We start from the raw sequence: 22,546 nt of genomic DNA on the forward strand, positions 1-22,546 counted from the left end.
AACAAAAAAGTAATTCGATTTGGTATTTAATACCCGATTAATTGTGGTTTAATTTACCTTGCTTGCGCCTGAAGTTGTTTAAACATAAGACCTTGAATGCTCATGTCGGTTTTCTATACACATTGAACAGGGTCATAAAGTTGCATCCTATCAGTGAGATCTTAGGGTAAAAACACAGGAGCTTTTTCTGTCAAATTAGAGATGTTTTGTGATTATTCTTCACTATTCTAATTAGAAGTTAGTGCTGATTATTGCATGGAGTGCGATAAAAGTAAAAGTAATAAATAAGATTCATCAGCATAAAACTTCTTTATTAATCAGAAACCTTTTGTACATTAAAAATACAAATGTTTTTAGGGAGTCTTGGAATTAATTTTCCTTTGAGTTTGGTTCATTTGTACTATTGGATGGTCTGGATTTTTCAGATCTATGTAATCTATTTGATTGGGACTAAGTTGTAAGGGTAAATGACGCATCTGAGCAAGTAATTTGATTTGTTCAGGTAATCGGGAGGTGGGAACACCAAAATGTACCTTACCTATTTCGGTTTTCAAAATTAAATTTGTTGGATCTCGCCAATCAATTTCTATTACCTTCACAGTAGATTGACTTGTTGCTTGATATAGTTGAGTCCAGTAAGGACGGTATTGTTCTGGTGAGCCGATTACTTTTAAAGTTGGTACTTTAACTGTGGAATTCAGTGAATTAAATTGTTCTAAAGGCATCAATACTCCATTAGCGTCTAGTAAACCCACAGATACTTTTTTGTTACCATTACCACTATTTGTCTGTTCTCGATGCATTTGTGCGACTGCTACAGGTATTCTTTCGTGAACTTGCACTATTAATCCGGGAGGAAAAAGACGACGAGTGACGATCGCTTTTGCAATAGTCGGTTGTTGCTGCAATGCAGAGGCAATTCGAGATGGTTGAATCCGCCATAAAGACTGGGGATAAGAAAGCTTCAAAAGAGACTCAATTGCCTGATCCGAAAGTAATTGATTGCCTGAAATTACAATATCTTTGGGATTTTTGAGAACCCAAATCGGTTGAAGCGTTACCCACAGCAAACTACTTGCCAAACCCGTAACGGCAAGGGTTCGCCAAATAGCTTGAAAAATTTTTGTCTGTCGCTTTTGACGTAATTTTTTACGTCTTCCTGCTAGAAGTTTACGGGAAACTGATGCTATGCCAGCCATTCAAACCTCTTCCACACTTTATTCCAAATCGTTAATTATGCTCCTGTTATTCAGTAATCGCAGAAAACCTGCCTGCTGACTTGGAGATATCTTCTTCAAGATTTGTTTTGATGTAGTAACACTTTACAGCAACCAAACAAGGATTGTGGCACTGAGATTATTCACTATTCAAGTTTGCGGTGCTTATTCTGAATAGAATTTAGCTTTATTGCTGTAGGGTAACAGCCATCGTTTCACAAAATGGCTATACCTAAAGTATTGACAAATCAGATGTAACTATGACAACTTCCCTCTAACAGGCAAAATGGAGGGAAGTGCGACATCAATTATACTCCGATTTAAAATTTGTCAAGAAAGTACTGCCTACAAAAAAGTACTTAGAAAAACTGCTAGTGCGTGGTTGCAACTGGGTAAGTAATTATCTTTGGTACAACCGCAATATAGAACAGTGCGATCGCACGCGTTGTGATGGTGTTACCACCCAGCGCTAATTCTCAATTAAAAGGTAAAGGTGAGGAAAAGCTATATTATTCGCTGATTCCGTCGCTTCCCCACTCCTCCTCAAAGGCTACTTGTTGTGGCAAATTTGTTAAAAATTCTTGCAGCCTCATGCGCTCGATATAAGGCCATCCACCTTCAGACTCAATATCTTTTAACAGTGAGTAAAGTGCCTGACGATTATTAGGCAAACTTTCTTGAAAAGCTCCATCTCGGATCTCTCGGTGTAGTCGTTCCAACTGCCGCAGTAAAGCTAGAAGAGCTATAGTATCCCCTTGACAAAATTGCACTGCGTTATGTACTTCCGTTGCAATATCTTGCAGCTTGCCAGATAATTTCTCTGGCTCAAAAATTCTGCCGTTTTTCATGCCACCTTATGTAAATGAGGTCTAAATAAATTTACTGGAGATTTTTGACTTTCTTTTGTTCGCCATTGAACCTAATTTTGTCAAAGTAGGCTGTAACCGCATTTGTACCTAAAGCCTATTGCTGTGATTGATGAGCAAGAGGGGATTAGGTTTGGTAGAGTTATTAATTAGTTCAATGCGATCCCAGCATTCTTGACAAATATTAGAGCGCTTTGATTTTGAGTTTAAAAAAATCGTATGATCTGGCTGATCTCCCCATAACAAAATGGGCTGTATATAGTGGCGACACATACGTCACGCAGAACGACAAAGGTTATACCACAAAGGTAAACCAGCTAGCAGCACTTACGGGACATCTGGAAGCTGTCCAAAAAAGTTGCAGCAACGGCAATTATAACCGTTCTCAACTTGGGGCAGGCGTTCGGAAGTCCACGCTTGTATCCTCCTGCGAGGTATCTGTTTGCGTCCCTGTGTGTGCTGGGGCGTACTTATTCATACGCCCAAACTAAAACCATTAAATATTCATTTTTGACACTGAGGTTGACCATGAGGTTTCGCGCTGTAATTGTTGCACTCTTGGCTTTGTGCTTGGGAGTACTAACTGCTTGTAGTGAAGGCCCTGCGGCTGGTAGTACAGATTTACTTACCTACGATCAAATTAAAGGCACTGGCTTGGCTAACAAGTGCCCTCAACTGACAGAAACAAGTCGCGGCTCGATTCCTGTTGATGCCGGGCAATCCTACATCATAAAAGAACTTTGTTTAGAACCAACCCAATTCTTTGTGAAAGGAGAACCTACTAACAAACGGCAAAAACCACAATATATTGCTGGCAAATTATTGACTCGTAAAACCTACTCACTCGATCAGATCCAAGGGGATCTGAAGGTGAACCCAGATGGTAGCCTTACTTTTGTGGAAAAAGATGGCTTTGACTTCCAAGCTGCTACCGTTAAACTGCCTGGTGGTGAAATGGTGCCTTTCTTGTTTACAGTCAAAGGTTTGGTTGCTCAATCACAACCTGGCATGACTAGCATTAACACTTCCACGGATTTTGAAGGTTCTTTCAGAGTTCCTTCCTATCGTGGTGCTACCTTCCTCGATCCCAAAGGACGTGGTGTTGCTAGCGGTTATGACAATGCTGTAGCTCTTCCTGCCCAATCTGATGAAGAACAACTCCTTCGCGCCAATGTCAAGCGTGCTGATGTGCTTGAAGGTAAGATTTCCCTATCTATCGCCAAAGTAGATAGTGCGACTGGTGAGATTGCAGGTACTTTTGAGAGCGAACAGCCCTCCGATACCGATCTAGGTGCTGACGAGCCAGAAGAAGTCAAAGTTCGTGGCATTTTCTACGCTCGTGTTGAACCAGCTCGTGCCTAAATTCTTTTGAGTGCAGCAACTTACTGCTACTCAAGACTGTATTTTTCACTGTAAAGGCGATCGCTACCCCTTGTCTTCCTTGCAAACGTTTTGAAGGAGATTGAGGGGTAGTTTTTTACTTTTGAGCATTGCCATCCGGTAATTGGGGATTGGGTGTTAGGGATTGGGTATTGGGCTTCCGCCGTGAGCCTCAGCCGAACGATACTGGTGATTGGGTATTGGGGATTAGGTACTAGGATTTCTTAATTCCTAGTCCCTAGTCCCTAGTCCCTAGTCCCCTGTCCCCTGTCACCTGTCACCTATCCCCTAATCCCTAGCCCCCACCCCTAACTCTGTAAAAATAGCACTGATACCGCAAAAATATATCGGAGATTTGGGCATCCTAAAAATCAGAAGCCAAGTATTTTTATGTACTCACCATGTCAACTTTTATATTTATTGCCCAATCACCTGGAACAAAGACAAAAAAGATTTCTCAGCAAGTTCCCGCAAGCGAATCACAATTACCGCCGATATTGGTAGCTACTAGTGGGGGTTTAGCCTTACTTGTGATTGCTTTGATTATCTTTGGTAATATCCAAATAAATAAGCTTAAGAAAAAAATTAAATTTGAACAATTTCGGGCACGGGAAATAGAGAAAAAGTTTAAATTAGCTTTGGAAACGATCCGCAAAATGGAGACTAATCCCGATTTAATCAACTCACGGGAATTTAACCTAGATTATCTGCGAATGCGGATGTCAGAAGAGGTATTTCATTTTGCTATTGTTAATCAAATTAAAATCAAAATTAAAGACAAAATTTCTCAAGCACTGCGCCCCAATCAAGCTCAACAAGGGGTAGTGGGCATTGCCAGTAATGCCGGGAGGCAGGTGGATGAAATGTTTGACGTTGAGTATGAAACTGGCAATGCACCAAATATTACAAAGCGAGTCTTGTTTCGCGTTCAAATCCGATTAATGAAGTTACCAACCCAACCCACGTCTGCCACAATTAGCCAAATTATAGACTGTATTGAAACTTATCTTAGTCCTATAGACGAGGAAGATAATTGGCAACCGACGATTCAAGGCAGGGTTGCCTATATGCATTGGGATCAAAAGGCTAAACCCACTCCTTTGTTAGTACTAGAGCAGTCGAATGAAGGTGTAAATGTAACTTTCCGTACTAGCCGTCAACCAAACTCTCTAAAATAAGTAGTTGGACAAAATAAAATTCATTCGTGGAGACAGTGTTGGGGAACGGGGAATAGGGAATAAGGAGACAAGCAGGGGAGCTTCAGGGACAGAGGAGAACAACCAGCTACTAACCACTAACTAATGACTAATGGCAACCTTAACTAGTTAACTTGGATTTGTACCGATCAGAGTTATAACTTTCTTTCTACTGCACTATGGGATTGACGGACTAAAATACCATCTTCCATTTCTACGATGCGATCGGCTATATCCAAAATCCGGTTGTCGTGAGTTACTAACAATATCGAAGTTCCCTTTTCTTTGGCAAGATGCTGCATGATTTCTACTACATCTCGCCCTGATTGTTTATCTAAAGCTGCTGTGGGTTCGTCTGCTAAAACCAATGGAGGATTATTTACCAAAGCACGAGCGATCGCAATCCTTTGTTTTTGTCCGCCAGAAAGACTATCAGGATAGTAATTAACTCTTTGTCCTAAACCAACCGCTCTGAGAATCCCTTCTGCTTTAGCAATCGCTTCTTGCTGAGAAATATGTTTATTTAGTTCTACCGCCATTTGTACATTTTGCCTAGCGGTTAAGAACTCTAATAAGTTGTGAGCTTGAAAAATATAACCAATATTGCGCCGCAGGCTAACTAGTTTTGCTTGACTAGCTCTATATAGCTCTTCACCTAGAAATTTTAAACTACCTTCTTGTACAGATCGTAAACCACCAATCAAGCTTAGTAAAGTTGTTTTACCAGAACCTGATGGGCCTGTCATAATTACAATTTCTCCTGAATAAATTTCCAGGTTTATATCAAATAAAATTTGTCTCCTCAATGCACCTTTACCATAGTAGTGATTGAGATGTTTAATTGAAATTACAGGTTCTCTTTTCATAGATAGTGTTTAGTGGTTAGTAGATAGTGGTTAGTAGTTAGCAGGACTTACGCACGAGTTACGGAATAATTAACCGCAGAGAACGCAGAGTACACGGAGAAAAGAGGGTTTTAGAGGAATTTTGCGTAAGTTCTAGTAGGAGCGGGTTTTATTTACAGGTATTCGTAATCATGAGAAAGATTTTGTTCCAACCCGTCCGTACAGTAGTAAGTAGAGGTGTGTTTATTATTTCCTAAATGTGCCTATACAGTATATTTAGATGTTCTTAATTTCATAAAAATTCAAATTCTTAATTTGATTAATCAGAGAGATTTTCATAATTTATAATTCATTTAAAAAATGTCTGCGGGGTCAGCGGAGCGGAGTTTTCTGACGGCAATTGCACCAGAAATAAAACACATAATAATCGTTAAAAGTAGCACTTGTATTGCTCGTGCAAAACTCATAAAAACTGGTAGTAGTGTTGCTTCTCTAGCCTTTTGATATAAAAATAGAGCAAAAGCAAATCCTGGCAGATATCCTAAAATTGCCAAAATTAAAGCTTCTTGTAAAATTACTACTAAAAAATATTTTTGTGCGTAACCGATAGCTTTGAGAGTTGCATACTCAACTAGATGATCTGCCACCTCAGTATAGAGAATTTGATAAACAATCACGGTTCCGACAATAAAACCCATGATTGTACCCAAAGTGAAAATAAATCCTATCGCTGTACTACTTGCCCAGAACTGTCTTTCTTTATCAATAAATTCTTGTTTAGTTAAAACTTTGACATCTTGTTGTAAATATTTTCTCAAATCTTTAGCAACTGCTTCTACGTTTGCTCCTGGTTTTAATCTAATCAGTCCAATACTAATTAATCCTTTTTGTCGAATTGGGAAGAGGCGCAGGAAATTAACATCACTAGTAATCAAGTTACCATCTGCACCAAAAGATGCACCTAAAGTAAATAATCCTCCTACTTTTATCAGTCTCCTTTGAACTTCTGCGGTGACAATTTTACCTTGAGCAAATTCAGCAACAATTGGGCCATATTCCTGTCGAGAAGCTCTATCATATAACACTACGTCAGGTATTTTTATACTATCTAGGTTCTGCTCTAATCCAGGTATGTTTAATATATTAGATGTTGGATTAATACCAACAACAAGAAGATTGCGAGGAATTCCTGTAACGGGATTTTTCCAGCTAGTATAGTCTAAATATATAGGGTGTACTGATTTTACTGCTGGTAAATCTAAAGCTCGATATAGCCGTCGTTGAGAAAAAGGCTTTAAAGATAAAAGAGCGCTAGATTGGGGACTAAGAAGAACGATGTCACCTTGTAAGCTGTTATGGAATCTAACATTACTGTAATACAAAGAATCTCGAAAACCAAGTTGCATAAACATGAGAATATCAGCAAATGCAATTCCTGCTAAGGCTACAGCTAGACGTGTTTTTTCTCGCTTTAATTGTAACCATGCTAGAGGAAGTTTACCGCCAAACATTATCTTTATCTCCCAAAAATTTGAAAAAAATTATAAGTTTATAACGATGAATTAGACACGAATTATTATTTGAAAATTCGTGATTTAGATTTTGATACCAACAACTACCTTGGCATAAGTTAAGCCTGCAACCTTGGCACTGTCTGATGGAGATAGAGCAATTTTGACTTCCACAACTCTGGCATCAACATCTGCTGCTGGATCTGTATTTAGTACGTCTTTCTTACCAATTTTTCTACCAATCTCAGCTACAGTTCCTTGCAATTCTCCGCTAAAAGCCCCATTATCACTAGTAATTGTCACTTCTTGACCTAAACGCACTTTACCAATACTGTCTTCAGAAACTTCTGCGACAACCATCATTTGATCTGTTCGTCCAATTTCAGCAATCCCATCTACGCCCATAGTTTCTCCAGACTTGGTGTGAACTTTTAAAATTTCTCCGGCAATGGGTGCTTTCAGATAGCTCAACCGCAGCTGTGCTTCCGCCTTTTTGAGAGTGGCGATCGCATTCACAACTTGAGCTTGTGCTATTTGTATACTGTTAGGACTAACTTCTAGAAGTCTTTGCAATCTAGTTCTTTCTTCGTCGATTTGTTGTTGCAAAATAGCTATAGTTTTATCCCGGCTAACTTTAGCTTCTGCAATTTGCTGTTGTAGAGTAGCGATCGCCTGTCTGCGGCTAGCTTGGCTTTCGGCTAGTTGCTGAGTAGTAGTTGTGGCACTCAAGCGTCTCCTGTCGCGTTCTTGTTGAGAAATTGCACCTTCTGTGTATAAAAAATCGTAGCGTTGAGCATCAACTAGGGCATTACGTTGTTCTGCTTGGATGCGAGCCACCGTCGCTCTAAAAACATCCTGTTGCCCTCGCAATTCAGCTTCAACACGATTTATCAATGCTTGTTGAGCAACAGCTTCACCACGTAACTGGGCTTGTAAGCGAGCAATCACCGCTTTTTGAGCTTGAATGTCCCTTGGCATACCAGCTTTGACTTGCGCCCAGTTAGCTCTGGCTTCTAAGAGTCTTGCTCTTGCTTCTTCTACTATTGCTGTGTTGGTGGCAAAGTTATCTAAAATAGCAATTACTTGCCCTTTTTTAACACGCTCTCCTTCTTTGACAAACAGTTGCTCAACTCGTGTGCCTCCCTGAACTCCTGCTGGAGCAGAAAGTTTAATCACTTCTCCTTGCGGCTCCAAGCGCCCCATTGCATGAATACTATTCACAACAGGTTTGCTGGTAACAGGCTCGTTGAGCTTTTGAAGTTGCTCTAGTTTAGCCATAGTCAGCACTCCAGCGGCAACTGTTACCGGTAGAGCTATAGCGATCGCCCACAAAACCTGGGGCTGTTCGTTTAACCTTGTCTCTTCTCTTGCCCTTGACATGGTATGTTGGTTGTCTGAAGTTTACTAACGAAAGTAAAAAGCAAGTCAAACATAATTAAATTAGTCAACAAAAATTCGTCGTTAACGAATAAATGTCAAGGATAACTAACAGTAACTTCAAGGTGTATGTCGCTGAAAATCATAAAATTTAAGAACATTCAACGCCACAGTTTTCACAATGGCGTTTTTGGTTTCATGAATATTCAATAATTTGAAATAACACGAATTTCCTCTATAGGCGAAACAAATCTTTTTGTAGAGACTTGTCATGGCACGTCTCCACAAGATTAATGTCAATGAAATGGGATGAGGAAAAATGCAAAAAATCGTGCCTATACAACTCTTGAAAATGAGTTACAGGCTATTTGAAGCAATTTTATTTGTCAACTTCAACTACCTTATGCTTGTTGTCTAAAATTTACTGCTTGATGAGATTTACTTGTACAATGTTCATAAAAAACTACTGCAAAAAAAGACATAACTAGTACCGAGCTATCAGTTTCTTTCATTGCAAAAGCCAAAATTGAAAATTCAAAATTTGTACCCGTTAGACACACCCGGCTGTTTGAAGAGATGCTGTGGACTTTGAGGGTACTTTTGCTTAAGTACTTGTTGAAATGGATTTATTGCCATCCATTTGAGGAATTTGAGTTGAATGAGAGTTGATTTTAACTGTGTAGTTTTCTTCTATCAATCGTTACTTACACTTACTCAGATTATTTTTGGATTTTTACTTCCAAAATCCTCCTCTGGCTTTTTATTTTGTTTTACTCCATTGTACTCTCGTTAAATGAATTCTACATTAATAGATTTTTGTGAAACGTAACAGAGTCTACAGATGATGGGTAAGATTTTGGAAAAGAAAGAGAGCATAAAGGATGAAATCTCAAGGCTACTTGCTGAAGTGTAAATATGACTTAATTAGTTCATACTGTACAATTTACACTTCACACTTTACGCTCTCGCTGTTTAGTTGCTACCAAAGAAAGCAGCTTAAGAAATAAGTACGTAGACTGATAACTTGTACCACTCTCAATAACAGTAAGGTGGGCACTGTCCACAAAGTAAAAATAAGGGCTTGAGGAAATTTAGGCAGTGCCCACCCTACAAAAATAGCTTCTGCCTTCTGCCTTCTACTTATTTAATTTGGCAAATCAAACAAAACTGTAGACATATAATTTTCTGCCCATTCTGAACCAAAAGCTTTTTCCAGAACGCGACGAGTTTTGTCATTTTGCTGTTGGTTGCTGCAATAATTACGTTGTCCGGCCAGAATTTGTTTCACCTTGTCGGATGAAACTGGTGTAGAAGCGATCGCATTTTGACAGTGAATTTCTAGAAAAGCCTGCACGTGCTTGAGAAACATCGCTTCTTCTTCTGGTGAAGCCGGGCGGACAAAGACACAAAAATCAGAAAAGATATGTCCCCATTCAGGTAATTCTCGCGGTTGGGAAAAATTGACTTTTGGTAGTGCCGAGAGTGAGGAAATATAAGATTCTGGTAAAGAGCGATCGGAACTAACTGGTGAAAGATCGGCGATCGCTGCACTAATTTGACCCCTACCTCCGACTAAATCGCAACCAAACATCGGCAAATCGTATTCTGGGCGAGGAAACATGACACAGTGTAAAATATCCAGCATATTTCCCACTTTTGCCAGTTCCAAGTGCAATTTGCGAAATTGGGGTGTTTGATAGCAGCGATTTTCGATGGTTAGTTTTTCGCCTTCCAGTCTGCCTTCTACATACCCCAGATCCGCAGGCAAATTGTAGGGTGACAGATCTAGGTGCTGTTGCCAAGCTGCTTCAATACTATCAGCCAGTTGACGAATGAGAGGATGTTGTTGCTCGCGTAGTGAGGGCTTAATCGTTAACATCTTTTAACCAAAGAATCTTATCTAGTGGCCAGTGTACAGCCCGCCACGCACTTGCTAATGTCACTGCAACATAACCAAACAGTAACCAAGTGGTTAGTAGTTAGTCATTAGTCATTAGTTATTTGTTAGTAGGGGCGGGTTTTGTTGATTATCTTTGGGTTAAAACTGATAATTTATCTTCTAAACCCGCCCGTACAGTGGTTAGTAGTTAGTGGTTAGTGGTTATTCCCCCATCTCCCCAGCTTCCCCATCTCCCACTCTCCCCCTCCCCTTGTTACCCTCCCTCATCTACGCTGCAGGCAAAGGTTCTTGAACATTGGTTTCCAATTTTTCTAATGTATATGGATCGATTGCTTCTAGTTCGCCATGATTGATGCTCCAGCAACAGTCGGCGATCGCTAACAAATCTCCCGCGTCATGGGTTACTACTAGTAAAGTCCGATCTCTTTTTAGTTTTGCCAATAAATTTACCAGTTGCCTACGCATCGACCAATCCAACCCAGCTGTAGGTTCATCCAACAATAATAAATTTGGCTGGCGAATTAATTGTACGGCTAAAGCCAAACGTCGTTGCTGACCACCGCTTAAGGCATGGGGTGATGACGAAAGTGATAAATGCTCTAACCCTACTTCTTGCAATGCCTGCCTAACTCGCTCTGTTCCCAACTCTGGATGTCCCAAGCGCAATTCTTCTAAAATCGTACCGCCACAAAAATGGCGTTCGGGGAACTGAAACACTAATCCTGCCAATTGTTGTAGCTGTTCGGCAGTCAGATTTTGTTCGCGCCAGAAAACATAGCCAGAAGTGGGTTCAGCTAAACCAGACAAAATTTCGAGTAACGTGCTTTTGCCAGAACCACTCGGCCCGATAATCAGACCTAACTGTTGGGGTGCTAAGTTCAAATTAATAGATTTGAGAATCGAAGTTGGGCAAGCTGTAGGGTGATAAATTAGATTTTTAAGATAGAGCATTTGCTAAAAGTACCAAAAAGTCAGCAACTTACTTAATTAACTACACTGCGAGCGGTTGCAAAGTCCCGAAAATTTTGTATTGCATACCCTGCTCACATCTTCTATATAGCAGCTAGAATTACACTGCTGCCTTATTGCAGCGAGTTACAACTTTAAATAATAGCTATAAGAGAATGGGAACCTGTAAAAATTACCACAGTCAAACTGTATAAAAATTCAGCCTAACACAATAGCGAGCATGACTCACTTTCTGCATTTTAAGTAACACATTAAACAAATTCAACAGCAATTATTCTGAAGGAAACGTAACAATGATTAAAAGGTTTCTACCTGTGCAAGCAACTGTGCCTGCTAGATTGACAAAGCTTGCTCAAGTAGCTATTGCCACAACCCTGGTTCTCAATGTCTGGGGCAATCCCTCTGTTGCTGCCGATCCTTTTCGTAGTAAAGAACCACGTAACATTGGTAACAACACCGAAGCAGCATTCAACGCCATTTTCCAAAAGGGTGACTATAAAGCCGCCGAAAGCTACTTGCAACAGGCAATATCTAAAGAACCAAATGAACCTCTAGCCTATGCAATGAAGGCATCATTAGCATACACCAATAAAGATTGGGCTTCATTAGAAATTTACAGCAAGAAAACTTTAGAAAGCGCCCAAAAGCTAATTTCTAGCGATCCCTTGCGCGGTAACCTTTATACTGCTGTTGGTCATTTTTTAGAAGGGGCAGTTATTATGCAGCGCGAGGGTACAGTCAATGCTGCACCAAAAGCCTTGAGTCGGTTGCGGGAAATTTATAAACATTTAGATCAAGCCGAAGCTGTTGCTCCCAACGATGCAGAATTGAATTTGCTCAAGGGCTATATGGACTTGATGCTAGCTGTAAATTTGCCATTTGCTAGTCCACAGCAGGCAATAGAACGTTTAGAAAAAAATGCCGGGCCTCAATATCTGGTTGATCGGGGTATTGCCCTTGCTTATCGAGATTTAAAACAGTATGATCGCGCACTCGAATATGCAGAGCGTGCCTTGAAAATGACACCAGATAACCCAGAGTTGTATTATCTCAAAGCCCAAATCCAGCGGGGAATGGCGAAAAAAGATAAAAATCAACAAATGATGCAGGAAGCGGTCAATAATTTTGACAAAGCATTGACAAAACAAGCTCAATTGCCAGCAGGTTTGGTGAAACAAATTCAACGCGAACGCCGCCTCACAGTTAGAGATATTGCTAAAGCTCAAAGGTAGGGGAGAGGGGATTAGGAGATAGGTGACAGGGGACAGGTGACAGGGGACTAGGGGCTAGAAATTTTAGATTTTAGATTTTGGATTTTAGATTAAGTTCCAATCTAAAATAGCTTTGCTCCAAAATCCAAAATTGAATTACCCAATCACCAGTACCCAATACCCAATACCCAATCCCCTTCTTCTACAATTAGTCTTGAGCAATAATTACTTAGAGATTTTAAAGGGATGAAAATACAGTTTCGCGAGTTTAACCCTTTTGATTTGTGGATTTGGCTAAAATTTAGCACTGTGCCTTCTGCACGTGAAAGAGAGTATGTAGAAGAACTTTTTGATTCTTGGTTTTACTTGGGCAAATTAGGCGCATTTAATGCCGAAAATCTCCAGGTACAGGAGACGGGATTAGATATCAGCTACATGAATTATGATTCAGAAGCATACGATAAAAGCTTGCTAGCACTGATGCACAATAAGGGTGACTTTGAATACCAAGGAGACTGGGCACGTTGCTGGTTTGACTTGGGAACTTCTGATGCGATCGCCTTAGATATCCTGATTAATGCTATTCAGCAATTGGGTGTGGAATACGTCACCATTGATGAAGTTTACATCGGTGGCGAGAATCCAGATTGGCCTGTCGAAGAAAGTGAAAGTCGTCCTTCGTTTATCTACGATAACTAGCGATAACAATGGGCAAGTCAAGAGAAATTCGCGTCTTAGCCTTGGGATTAATTCGAGATGGCGAGTACGCAAAGCGTACGCTACGCGAACGCCTTTTCATCTCCCAAGGCTACGATAAATTCACGCAGCAAATTTTTTATCGTGCCTTGGGTGGTGGTATAGACTTTGGTGAAACTAGTTTAGAAGCCCTCAAGCGCGAGTTTCAAGAAGAAATTCAAGCGGAATTAACTAATATTCGCTATTTGGGCTGTTTGGAGAATATATTTATTTATAATAATCAGCCTGGGCACGAAATCATTCAACTTTATGAATGCGATTTTGTTGACCCTAATTTTTATCAATTAGAAAAGATAGAATTTGCTGAAGGTGAACGACAAAAAACAGCGCTTTGGGTAGAGATTAGTCGCTTCAAATCAGGAGAATTAAAGTTAGTTCCAGAGCAGATTTTTGAATTTCTGTGATTGTAGTAGACTGACACGACTAAAATGATTCAATAGAAAAAGCTTGTAGTAGGGCTATCTGAGCAGAAGTTGAGGACTACTATAATAGACTTTTAGCAACCATCACGATCTACGTTAATTACAACCACAGATAAACCACGAGATGCACACAGATTTTATCTGTGTTTATCAGTGTTCATCTGTGGTCGATTTCTAAAATATGATTTTTGCTTGCCGTTTGAATTCTCATTAAACATAAATTAATGAAAAAAACAAGAAAAATTCGGGTGAAAGTATTTGGATTAATCCGAGATGGAAATCGGATTTTTGTTTCTGAAGATTATGATTCAGTAAAGCAACAAAAATATTATCGTGCCTTGGGTGGCAGTATTGAATTTGGTGAAACTAGCTGTGCCGCACTGGAACGAGAATTTCAAGAAGAAATCCAAGCAGAATTAAAAAATATTCGCTATCGGGGTTGTCTGGAAAATTTATTTACTCTTGAAGGTAAGCCAGGTCATGAAATTGTACAAGTTTATGAGTGCGAGTTTATCGATCCAAAGTTTTATCAGTTGCAGGAATTAGTTTTCATTGAACCAACACATAATTCTCAACACAAAGCTCTTTGGATAGATATTTCTCGCGTGAAATCAGGTGAATTGAGATTAGTGCCTGAAGAGTTTTGCGATTATTTATAGACTCATAACGGTTCACTGAAGCCTACAGGCTCAAGCCTGAGGCTACACGAACCAAGCCTGCAAAGGCAGGCTTTGTCTGTGTAGCCGCACCTTTTAAGGTGTCGGCTACTGATTTGTAGAGTAGAACTGTTGGGCGTAAAAACGGGCATACCGTCCTCCTTGGGAAAGGAGGGAGTCATGGGTACCAGCTTCTACCACCTGTCCTTGTTCTAGTACGAGAATGCAGTCAGCGCGACGGACGCTGCTGAGGCGATGGGCGATAATAAACACGGTACGATTTTGCATGACTCGCTCAAGCGCCTCTTGAACTAATGCTTCTGATTCAGAATCTAGGGCAGAGGTAGCCTCATCTAAGATCAGAATTCGAGGATCGTTGACAATTGCTCTGGCGATCGCTAATCTTTGGCGTTGTCCTCCAGATAAGTTAACTCCACGCTCGCCTACCCAGCTATGGTAACCTTGGGAAAATTGGGTGATAAAGGAGTGGGCGTTGGCAATTTTTGCCGCTTCCTGAATTGCTTCTAAATCTAATTCTTCTTGGCCGTAACCGATGTTTTCGGCGATCGTTCCCGAAAATAAGGTAATATCCTGAGGAACAATGCCGATTTGACGGCGCAAACTAGTTAGTGTCACATCGCGGATATCAATATCATCAATCAAAATTTGACCTGCCTGAGGATCGTAGAAGCGAAGTAAAAGGCTAATTAACGTCGATTTACCTGCTCCAGAAGAACCAACTAGGGCAATGACATCGCCAGGAGAAGCTTGCAGGCACAGATCCTTTAGGACTGGCTGACTGGGATTGTAGGCAAAACTGACATGACGATACTCTACTTTCCCCATGACTCGTGGCAGTTCTTTTGCATTCGGATTTTCGCTGAGACTAGGCTGCTTCGCCATTAATTCAAAGATCCGTTCAACAGAGGCTTCAGTCTGTTTAAACTCGTTGTAATTGCTTATCGTTAAATCGATGGGCTGAATCAGTAAAGCTACGGCAGTTAAGAAGCTGATAAATTCTTGACCGGTGAGATTGTTTTGAGAAATCTGCCATCCTCCCAATAAAAACAGCAGCATAATACTGACTGCTTCCAAAAAACCTACCACAGGAAACTGAATGGCTTTGAGCTGTTGAGTGCGGTACTTAGCCAAGCGATTGTATTCTGCTTCCCGATTGAATCGCTTTACTTCATAGCCTTGTGCCGCAAAAGCCTGAACAACGCGAATGCCGCTAAAAACTTCAGTTAGTAACGCAGATAGATTGGAAACTTGGTTTTGACTTTGGCGAGATAACACAAGTAATCGCTGACCAAATTGCCCGATCAACCAAGCCATGATGGGAGCTAATATTAAACCCGCGAGCGTGAGCGGCCAATTCAGGTAGAGCATATAAGCGGGAATGGCAATTAGCTGCAAGATGTTGGAAAGAAACTGATGAGATAACTTATCAACAATCTCGCCTACGCGATCGACATCTTCAGTCAAGCGATAAGTAAGGTCGCCTGTTTGTGTAGTTTCAAAGTAATCCAATCCGAGTTTGTGCAGGTGGGCGTAGACTCGCTTGCGCACGTTCAAAGCCATTTCCAGAGCAGCGTCGATCATAAAGATATTCTGCCCGTACTGAAAAAGCCCCCGCACCAAAAATACCAGAGTGGCTAGCCCGAGCCAGTAGGCAATCTGGTTAACATTTCCCTGACCAATAAAAAAAGCGACCTGACCTGCTAGGTAGGGCAGTGATAAGGTAAACAGCACGTATCCCAAGATACAAGCTACTCCCCGAATTAACAGCGGCCATTGGGGCCACAGATAAGGCAACAATTGCCAGTAGCTAGAGCGGACTTTCATTTTCTCCTTACTTGATTGAGATTCGCTAGCCTGAGTATTAATTTTTACTATGTTTTTTAGATTTTTGTAGAGTGGGCAATACTATTGATTGGCTCAAACCCTTATTTTTACCTTGTGAGCATTGCCCACCCTACGGTTATTGAGAATAGTGCAATATCTCTGTTGAGCAGCAATTTCTACTAAGTTTCTCCTAGATAAGTTAGCAGAAGGCGGGCAATTCTCTCAGATGCACCAGGCGGCCCAAATCGCTGGCGGCCATTTTCTTGACACTTGGCAAGGTAGTCTGCATCTTGTAAAGTCTCGACTACTCGTCTAGCTGCTTGTTTGAGAATTTCAGGGGTTGCTGGCTTGGTGCCGATGGTTTGTGCAGAAATGCCTAAGAGCCGTGTCTGTGCCTCTGCAAATTGATAAGTGAATTGAGGCCCCTCTCCGGGAATTTGGATGACAGGTTTACCGATCGCTACCGCCAGATCCACTGCCAACCCTGCCATGCCAATAACGAGGGTAGATTCACAAACGATGTCGCTAAAGGCATCTGAGTAACATCTGACTTCTGCAAGCGGTGGTGCGTCAGGAGAACTTCCCACAGGAGAATAGGTGAGTATGCCTTGCTGGTGTTGCCAACCTTGACTTTTGGCAATTTCGTCCAGTTGTGTCATCAAATCTGGTACTAAGGCGGCGCGAAACTGTACTCCTGGTTCAGGCATGATCTTGGCTATTTCCAACACCAGCTGCAACTGCAAACAGAAATTTCGCACAGCTTCTGGGATGCGCGAGCCAGGCAAAAGAGCGATCGCAGGAATATCTGGTTTTAGGTACAAGTTTTTGCCAGTAGGCACAAGCCGATCTAAAGCCGGAATACCACCAAACTGAGCTTTAGTTAAACCTTGTTTATTTAGATCTTTGGCTGTATAAGGATCTCTGGTTACAACTGCCAGACACCGAGAAGAATTAAGATCGTGCCACAGAAGTGGATTGAGACGCAATCGCCCTTCGTAGAGGGCAGAAAGACAAGAGATAAAAGAGACAAAAGGGCGTTTCGTTAAGTAAGCGAATGTCTGAGAGACGACATCCCCAGTAGCCATAATCAAATCGCAGTTGGGAGCATACTGCAACACCGCTTGTAACTGCTGCCAAGTTAGCCCAATCAATCCTGCTTGAAAATCTTTGAGCAAATAGAAGCGTCTCATGTAGAAGAATCCTCCAGAGGGCATTCTCTGGGTTGGGCCAATAATGGGGATGTTCAAGCTGCGGTAGGCTTTTCCTTCCCCCACAATCGGCATTGCTGCCATGTCAAGAGCAGGACACAATTGGCGCAAAGTTTGAATAACATGAGAGGTATGATTATCCTCTCCATGACCGTTACTAATAAATAAGATTCGCTTAGAAGAAGGCATTTTGGAGTTTTAATAGCAAAAGAAAAAATGGTTGCTAAATATAAAATGCTTTGTTGTGAGACTTTTAGCCATTCCGCAGATCGGCAAAGAAATTCATGGTATTTTTACTCATGACACCATCAGCCCCACAAATCAGAGTACAAGATATTGACCACTGTGGTATAGTCGCTGGAATTATCGAAAATGTGCCGCGAGGTTGGGGAATGGGAAGACGCGGTGACAAGGGGACACCCAGAAGGAGTGAGGGTATGAAAGAGGGAAGGTACGAGGGTATTTACTCTTATTCTCTCGCTCCCACGCTCCCCCGTTCTCCCCTGTTGCCCCTCTACTCCTGGTGCTCTTGGTGCTTCTTTCCTAGCCCCTAGCCCCTAGCCCCTAGCCCCTAATTTTTGATATATCTGCCATGCTTGAATTACTTTTCCTTGCATGAGCGCAGCTACTCCATTCAATGCTTGAATTTCTTGAGAGTCAGGATTTTTAGTCAAACTTGGTTGCAGAGATTTTTCCGCTGCTCTTGGCTGCCAGTTATAGAGTTGGACAAATGCTAAATATGCCCAAGCGTAAGGATTTTCTGAGTCTAATTGAGTTACTTGTTCTAGGGCAGCGATCGCACCACTCACTCTTTTTTGCAACACGTTTGCTAAAGCCAAAGCATAAGCCCAATCACGATTTTGCGAATCTTGTTGCAAGCGATATTCTAAACTCAATCGCGCTTGTTCTAAATAATCTTGGATGGGGTCGTATTGATTGATACGTCCAATTTCTGCAAACAATTGCTCTAATGCCTTTGTTCCTTGTGGTAAATTTGCTGCTAATACCCGCAACTGTGTAAGTAAATCCAACTCTGGTGAGGTTGCAGGGGCTGCTTGCGGATCAATTTGTAGTGTTACTTTTGGTACAGGAATTGGATAAGTTTCTCCAGAAACACGGTTAAGGTACATCGCTTCTAAAGCGTAATTTCCTGGTGTCACATCAGCAGGCGGTAGCATTGCCAATCTTTCAATAACTCGGAATGTACCTTGAGGTTTGTTTGCGCCTGCATATAAATTTCCCATGCCGATACCGTGATCGTGTATCCATAATTTCTCCCTTGCAAGCGTAGAGGCAGTCTTTTCCCCACTTTCCTGAGCGGAGAGGTTTCGCCAAGTTAACAACACGATACCGTTTTGCAATTCTTCCCAAGAACCATTCCACTCATAAGTTACAGGTACTGGCACTTGTGGTGGGGCTTTTTCCGGTACTGTGACTTGTAACAAAGCAATCTGAGCTTGTGGTTGTTGTTGAGAAATCTGTTTGACTTCTATTGGCGGTGTTTGTTGATGATAAAGCTTCAGAGTGGTGTCACCAGAAGTCCAAGTTTTGTGAAGTTGAAAATTACCATCTTCCTCGACAGTTTTAACCATCAGAGCTTGAGCTTTCGGGACTGAACCTTGTTTGCCAGCTTTGCTTAGAAACCACGAAAGCGATCGCGCATCCTGTTGAACAAACTTCTTTTTGACTCCTACCTGTCGTCCGTAAACTTGGAAATTTGCCAGCCTTCCATAATAATTCAAATTGTGTTGATTAATTTTTTTCGTTGATGGTAAAACTCCCAAAGTAGAACGCAAATATGGTTCTGTTTCAACGATTTGGGCTATTACTTGGGGCAGTGGTAACTCTTCTTTCATATTAGGGAACTGCCGGGCATTTGGACTCAAAGCAAGTGTCATGCCATTACCAATAAATCCTCCAATGGGAAATAGGTTGAACAACATTAAAAGCACTGCTAAACCAAAAGTACCCCAACGAATCCGCTGTCCCCACAAACTACGAAGACGAGTTAACCCATATGCTAAAAATACTGTTAGTACTGGTAAATAAGGCAACACATAACGGTCATCTTTATTTGGGTTTAGCGATGACAGTAAATAAGCGCCTATCCAAAATATTGCCAACCATTTCAGGCTCCAGGCAGGGGACACGGGGAATATTTTTGATAGTTTCTCCGCGTCTCCCCCTCTCCGAGTCTTTGCGTCATCTACCGCAGTCAGTCCCCAATAAAGTAGTAAAGCAAATATTGGTATAAGTAATAATGGCCAAGAAACTTGAGCGGGTAAGTGATGCCAGTAATAAGTCCAGGCTTCCAGCGTATTTAAAGGTGGATCGTCTTCAGCAATAGCAGAATCTATCGTTGCCCGTTTGCCAGAAGTGAGAATAAGTAACCAATTGGCACGATACCAAGGAGCAAATACCAAGGTTGATAATAATAAAGCGCCAAGCAACTGCGCCAGTTGTCCCCAACGGCGTTGACGAAGTGAGGTAAACCCAACCCATGCGATCGGTGTGAATAGAAAGAATAACGCCGTTTGCTTTACCAATAAGGCCAAACCCAAAGATAAACCAAAGACTGCTGCCAGGAGGAGAGGAGGGGGAGCAACAGATGAGGAAGATAGGGAAGATGGGGAGAATGGGGAAGAATTTACTCTTATCAATTCCTCACCTCCCTCAACTCCTTGCCCCCTTGTCCCCTTGTCGCTATTTCCTTCTACCTTCTTAAGTGTGACTTGCCAAAGCGTGAAGCAAAAAAAACTGAAGGTGACAGCAGATGTTAGAGGATAATCAAGGAGAAAATTTAGACGTAATACATAAAGAGCGGGGATGACTTGGCAGAGTGCAGCTGCCCATAAGCCTACAGTACTGTTAAACAAGGCTGTGCCTAATCCATAGACTGAGCCTAGTAAAATTGCACTGAATAACAACATTACTAGTGCAGCTTGATCGGGGCCAGTGCCAAATATATTCTGTACAACAGCTGCAAGAATGTAAGTTAAGGGCGGTATTTTAGAAGAAATCGTCCAAAAACTTTGCCACCACTCGCTATCCCACCATTGAGGGTTTTGCAGCGCTTGCCAATAATTCAACGTACCAGTTAAATAATCTGCCTGATCCCAAGCTGGAATGGAGCGATCTAAGGCGAACCAGATGCGATCGCATACTGCACCTAATAACCAAATAATGCCCAATATCAGTAAATTTTTGCAGCCTTTGCTTGGATATTTTCGATGACTCATAAGCTAGGAGGTTGTGTTTCTAAATTGGCGACGCCTGCTAGCAATAACGCAAGAGCGCATTCGCAAAGCCTAGAGGATTAACCCAGTCCCATTTGGCAGCATTGGCACAAAAAGCTACCTACTGGCAAATACCTATTATCTACTGCCGGGAGGGAAATAAATAAACCGCTATCAAACGCGATCGCTTCAAAATCAGATATTGTTCCCTCAAGGGGCAAATTTTACCTACAAAGTACCAGTAGAAACACAACCGTAGGCAGGTAGTTTTTGTGGCTCTTCAAATCGCATCCACAGTTGGGCCAACAAATTACCATGTTTTCCTACTCATATACTTACTTAACCTACTTACTTAACCATTGATAAATTTTATGACTAATTTAGTTTAGAAGCCTGCAAGCACAAGTTACAAGAAGAAATTCAAGCATAATTAACTTATATTCGCTATTTGGACTGCTTAGAGAATATATTTATAATGGTCAGCGCAGTCACGAAATAATTTAAATTTGTCAATGTGATTTTGTTAACCATAAGTTTTATCAAGTAGAACAGATAGTATTTGCTAAAAAAGATAGTGATTGCTAAAGTAAACGACAAAAAACAAGGATTAGCTTTTTGGACAAAAACTGGGAGCGAGTTTTTTGACAACTTTGGGATTACTTGTTTGCTGATGAGGGGGAACTTTTTGTTCCAACATCTCGATGATTAGCCTGGAGAAAAGTTATTAACTAATGGCTAAATACAAATTTTTCTATACCCTCAATTCGCTGCTGCCATTTTCCATCATGGATCGCTACTTGGCTAGCGAACTACTGCCACCATTTTTATTTGGTGTTGGGGCTTTTTCTTCCATCGGTGTTACAATCGACACTGCTTTTGACCTAGTCAGGAAAATAATAGAATCAGGGCTACCAATAGGCATTGCCTTGAAAGTTTTTTTATTGAGATTTCCTGAGTTTGCTGTTTTAGCTTTGCCTATGTCCACGCTCCTTGCTACTTTGATGACTTACAGTCGTCTATCTAGCGAGAGTGAGTTAATTGCCCTACGTGGTTGTGGGGTCAGCACTTATCGCATGGTGTTGACTGCTGTAATCATGAGCTTTTTAGTGACAGTATTAACGTTTGTATTTAACGAGCAGATTGTACCAGCAGCTAATTATCAAGCATCTCTAACTCTAGACAAAGTGTTGAAGTCAGATAAGCCAACATTTAAGCAGGAAAATATTTTTTATCCAGAATATCGGTACGTTCAGCAGAATGATGGTGACAAGGAAAAGATTTTGACACGCTTGTTTTACGCCGACAAGTTTGATGGTAAACAGATGAAAGGCTTGACTATTATCGATCGATCACAAGAAGGTCTCAATCAAATTGTTGTGGCTGAATCATCTCAATGGAATCCAACTCAAAGTGTCTGGGATTTCTACAACGGTACTATCTATTTAATCGCCCCCGATCGCTCTTATCGCAATATTGTCAGGTTTGAAAAACAACAGCTTAAACTACCCCGCACAGCATTAGATGTGGCACAAAGAAGCCGTGACTACGGTGAGATGAACATTATCCAATCGCTAGAACAATTGGAATTAGAACGTCTCGGTGGTGATGAGCAAAAGATTCGCAAACTCCAAGTGCGGATTCAACAAAAATTTTCTTTGCCTTTTATCTGTGTGGTTTTTGGTTTAGTTGGTGCGGCGATGGGAAGCATACCCCAACGGACTGGGCGAGGCACAAGTTTTGGTGTCAGCGTTATAGTGATATTTACTTATTATTTGTTCTATTTTATTACTGGTGCTATGGCACAGGCAAAAATCCTTTCTCCCTTTATGGGAGCTTGGTTGCCCAACTTTGTGTTTTTGGGAGTAGGTATATTTTTATTGAGGCGGGTCACGCGATCTTAACTAGAAACTGAGGTAGAGGTAATAACCCAAAGGTGTGGGTAAGCAGAAGT

19 protein-coding genes are annotated in these 22,546 nt (G+C 41.3%); 9 read left to right on the plus strand and 10 right to left on the minus strand.

Annotation, left to right across the window (positions count from 1 at the left end; translation table 11 throughout):
• Positions 1-353 precede the first annotated feature (353 nt).
• The gene (locus tag UYC_RS0116880; protein WP_016872423.1) at positions 354-1,199 is read right to left on the minus strand and encodes a cell division protein FtsQ/DivIB; all 846 of its coding nucleotides are present in this window, start codon (positions 1,197-1,199) and stop codon (positions 354-356) included.
• A 314-nt stretch (positions 1,200-1,513) separates the two neighbouring features.
• Between UYC_RS0116880 and UYC_RS37880 the strand changes: the two genes are divergently transcribed.
• Entirely contained in the window at positions 1,514-1,690 is a 177-nt protein-coding gene (locus tag UYC_RS37880) for a hypothetical protein (protein ID WP_157171252.1), read from the plus strand.
• 36 nt (positions 1,691-1,726) lie between these two features.
• Here UYC_RS37880 and UYC_RS0116890 read toward each other — a convergent pair whose 3' ends face one another.
• A complete protein-coding gene (locus UYC_RS0116890; RefSeq protein ID WP_016872422.1) occupies positions 1,727-2,065 on the minus strand; it encodes a hypothetical protein in 339 nt (112 codons plus the stop codon).
• A gap of 546 nt (positions 2,066-2,611) precedes the next feature.
• Here UYC_RS0116890 and psbO point away from each other — a divergent pair.
• Both psbO and UYC_RS0116900 read left to right on the plus strand, forming a co-directional pair.
• Positions 2,612-3,445, plus strand: coding sequence for a photosystem II manganese-stabilizing polypeptide (gene psbO, locus UYC_RS0116895; protein ID WP_016872421.1), 834 nt, complete (start codon positions 2,612-2,614; stop codon positions 3,443-3,445).
• Between the two features lie 419 nt (positions 3,446-3,864).
• Positions 3,865-4,641: a hypothetical protein gene (locus tag UYC_RS0116900; RefSeq protein ID WP_016872420.1), complete on the plus strand. Its 777-nt coding sequence runs from the start codon at positions 3,865-3,867 to the stop codon at positions 4,639-4,641.
• Positions 4,642-4,814: 173 nt separating this feature from the next.
• Here the strand turns inward: UYC_RS0116900 and UYC_RS0116905 are convergent, their stop codons facing one another.
• The 5 genes from UYC_RS0116905 to UYC_RS0116930 form a co-directional block, all read right to left on the minus strand.
• A complete protein-coding gene (locus UYC_RS0116905) occupies positions 4,815-5,525 on the minus strand; it encodes a DevA family ABC transporter ATP-binding protein (protein WP_016872419.1) in 711 nt (236 codons plus the stop codon).
• Positions 5,526-5,857: 332 nt separating this feature from the next.
• Complete coding sequence (gene devC / locus UYC_RS0116910) at positions 5,858-7,015, minus strand: ABC transporter permease DevC (protein ID WP_016872418.1); 1,158 nt, start codon at positions 7,013-7,015, stop codon at positions 5,858-5,860.
• 84 nt (positions 7,016-7,099) lie between these two features.
• Positions 7,100-8,395, minus strand: coding sequence for an HlyD family efflux transporter periplasmic adaptor subunit (locus tag UYC_RS0116915; RefSeq protein WP_016872417.1), 1,296 nt, complete (start codon positions 8,393-8,395; stop codon positions 7,100-7,102).
• Between the two features lie 1,141 nt (positions 8,396-9,536).
• Entirely contained in the window at positions 9,537-10,271 is a 735-nt protein-coding gene (locus UYC_RS0116925; protein ID WP_016872416.1) for a phycocyanobilin:ferredoxin oxidoreductase, read from the minus strand.
• Positions 10,272-10,559: 288 nt separating this feature from the next.
• On the minus strand, positions 10,560-11,243 hold the full coding sequence (locus UYC_RS0116930; protein WP_016872415.1) for an ABC transporter ATP-binding protein: 684 nt from the start codon (positions 11,241-11,243) through the stop codon (positions 10,560-10,562).
• A gap of 311 nt (positions 11,244-11,554) precedes the next feature.
• On the opposite strand from UYC_RS0116930, the gene UYC_RS0116935 reads away from it, so the two are divergent.
• The 4 genes from UYC_RS0116935 (at position 11,555) to UYC_RS0116950 (ending at position 14,309) form a co-directional block, all read left to right on the plus strand.
• Positions 11,555-12,493: a Sll0314/Alr1548 family TPR repeat-containing protein gene (locus UYC_RS0116935; protein ID WP_016872414.1), complete on the plus strand. Its 939-nt coding sequence runs from the start codon at positions 11,555-11,557 to the stop codon at positions 12,491-12,493.
• Positions 12,494-12,718: 225 nt separating this feature from the next.
• Positions 12,719-13,171, plus strand: a complete 453-nt coding sequence (locus tag UYC_RS0116940) for a DUF3531 family protein (RefSeq protein ID WP_016872413.1) — start codon at positions 12,719-12,721, stop codon at positions 13,169-13,171.
• Positions 13,172-13,179: 8 nt separating this feature from the next.
• The gene (locus UYC_RS0116945) at positions 13,180-13,632 is read left to right on the plus strand and encodes an NUDIX hydrolase (protein ID WP_016872412.1); all 453 of its coding nucleotides are present in this window, start codon (positions 13,180-13,182) and stop codon (positions 13,630-13,632) included.
• Positions 13,633-13,874: 242 nt separating this feature from the next.
• Positions 13,875-14,309 carry an NUDIX hydrolase gene (locus UYC_RS0116950; RefSeq protein ID WP_016872411.1) on the plus strand — a complete coding sequence of 145 codons (435 nt, stop codon included), beginning with the start codon at positions 13,875-13,877 and terminating at the stop codon, positions 14,307-14,309.
• A gap of 105 nt (positions 14,310-14,414) precedes the next feature.
• On the opposite strand, the gene UYC_RS0116955 is transcribed toward UYC_RS0116950, so the two are convergent.
• On the minus strand, positions 14,415-16,151 hold the full coding sequence (locus tag UYC_RS0116955) for an ABC transporter ATP-binding protein (protein WP_016872410.1): 1,737 nt from the start codon (positions 16,149-16,151) through the stop codon (positions 14,415-14,417).
• Between the two features lie 179 nt (positions 16,152-16,330).
• Positions 16,331-17,548, minus strand: coding sequence for a lipid-A-disaccharide synthase-related protein (locus UYC_RS0116960; RefSeq protein WP_016872409.1), 1,218 nt, complete (start codon positions 17,546-17,548; stop codon positions 16,331-16,333).
• A 110-nt stretch (positions 17,549-17,658) separates the two neighbouring features.
• Between UYC_RS0116960 and UYC_RS36605 the strand changes: the two genes are divergently transcribed.
• Complete coding sequence (locus tag UYC_RS36605; protein WP_235082849.1) at positions 17,659-17,913, plus strand: hypothetical protein; 255 nt, start codon at positions 17,659-17,661, stop codon at positions 17,911-17,913.
• Between the two features lie 3 nt (positions 17,914-17,916).
• On the opposite strand, the gene UYC_RS0116965 is transcribed toward UYC_RS36605, so the two are convergent.
• The gene (locus tag UYC_RS0116965; RefSeq protein WP_016872408.1) at positions 17,917-20,598 is read right to left on the minus strand and encodes a glycosyltransferase family 39 protein; all 2,682 of its coding nucleotides are present in this window, start codon (positions 20,596-20,598) and stop codon (positions 17,917-17,919) included.
• 782 nt (positions 20,599-21,380) lie between these two features.
• Between UYC_RS0116965 and UYC_RS0116975 the strand changes: the two genes are divergently transcribed.
• Positions 21,381-22,496: an LptF/LptG family permease gene (locus UYC_RS0116975; RefSeq protein ID WP_039750739.1), complete on the plus strand. Its 1,116-nt coding sequence runs from the start codon at positions 21,381-21,383 to the stop codon at positions 22,494-22,496.
• Positions 22,497-22,546: the final 50 nt, after the last annotated feature.

It is taken from the genome of Chlorogloeopsis fritschii PCC 6912, from assembly GCF_000317285.1.
GTDB lineage: Bacteria > Cyanobacteriota > Cyanobacteriia > Cyanobacteriales > Nostocaceae > Chlorogloeopsis > Chlorogloeopsis fritschii.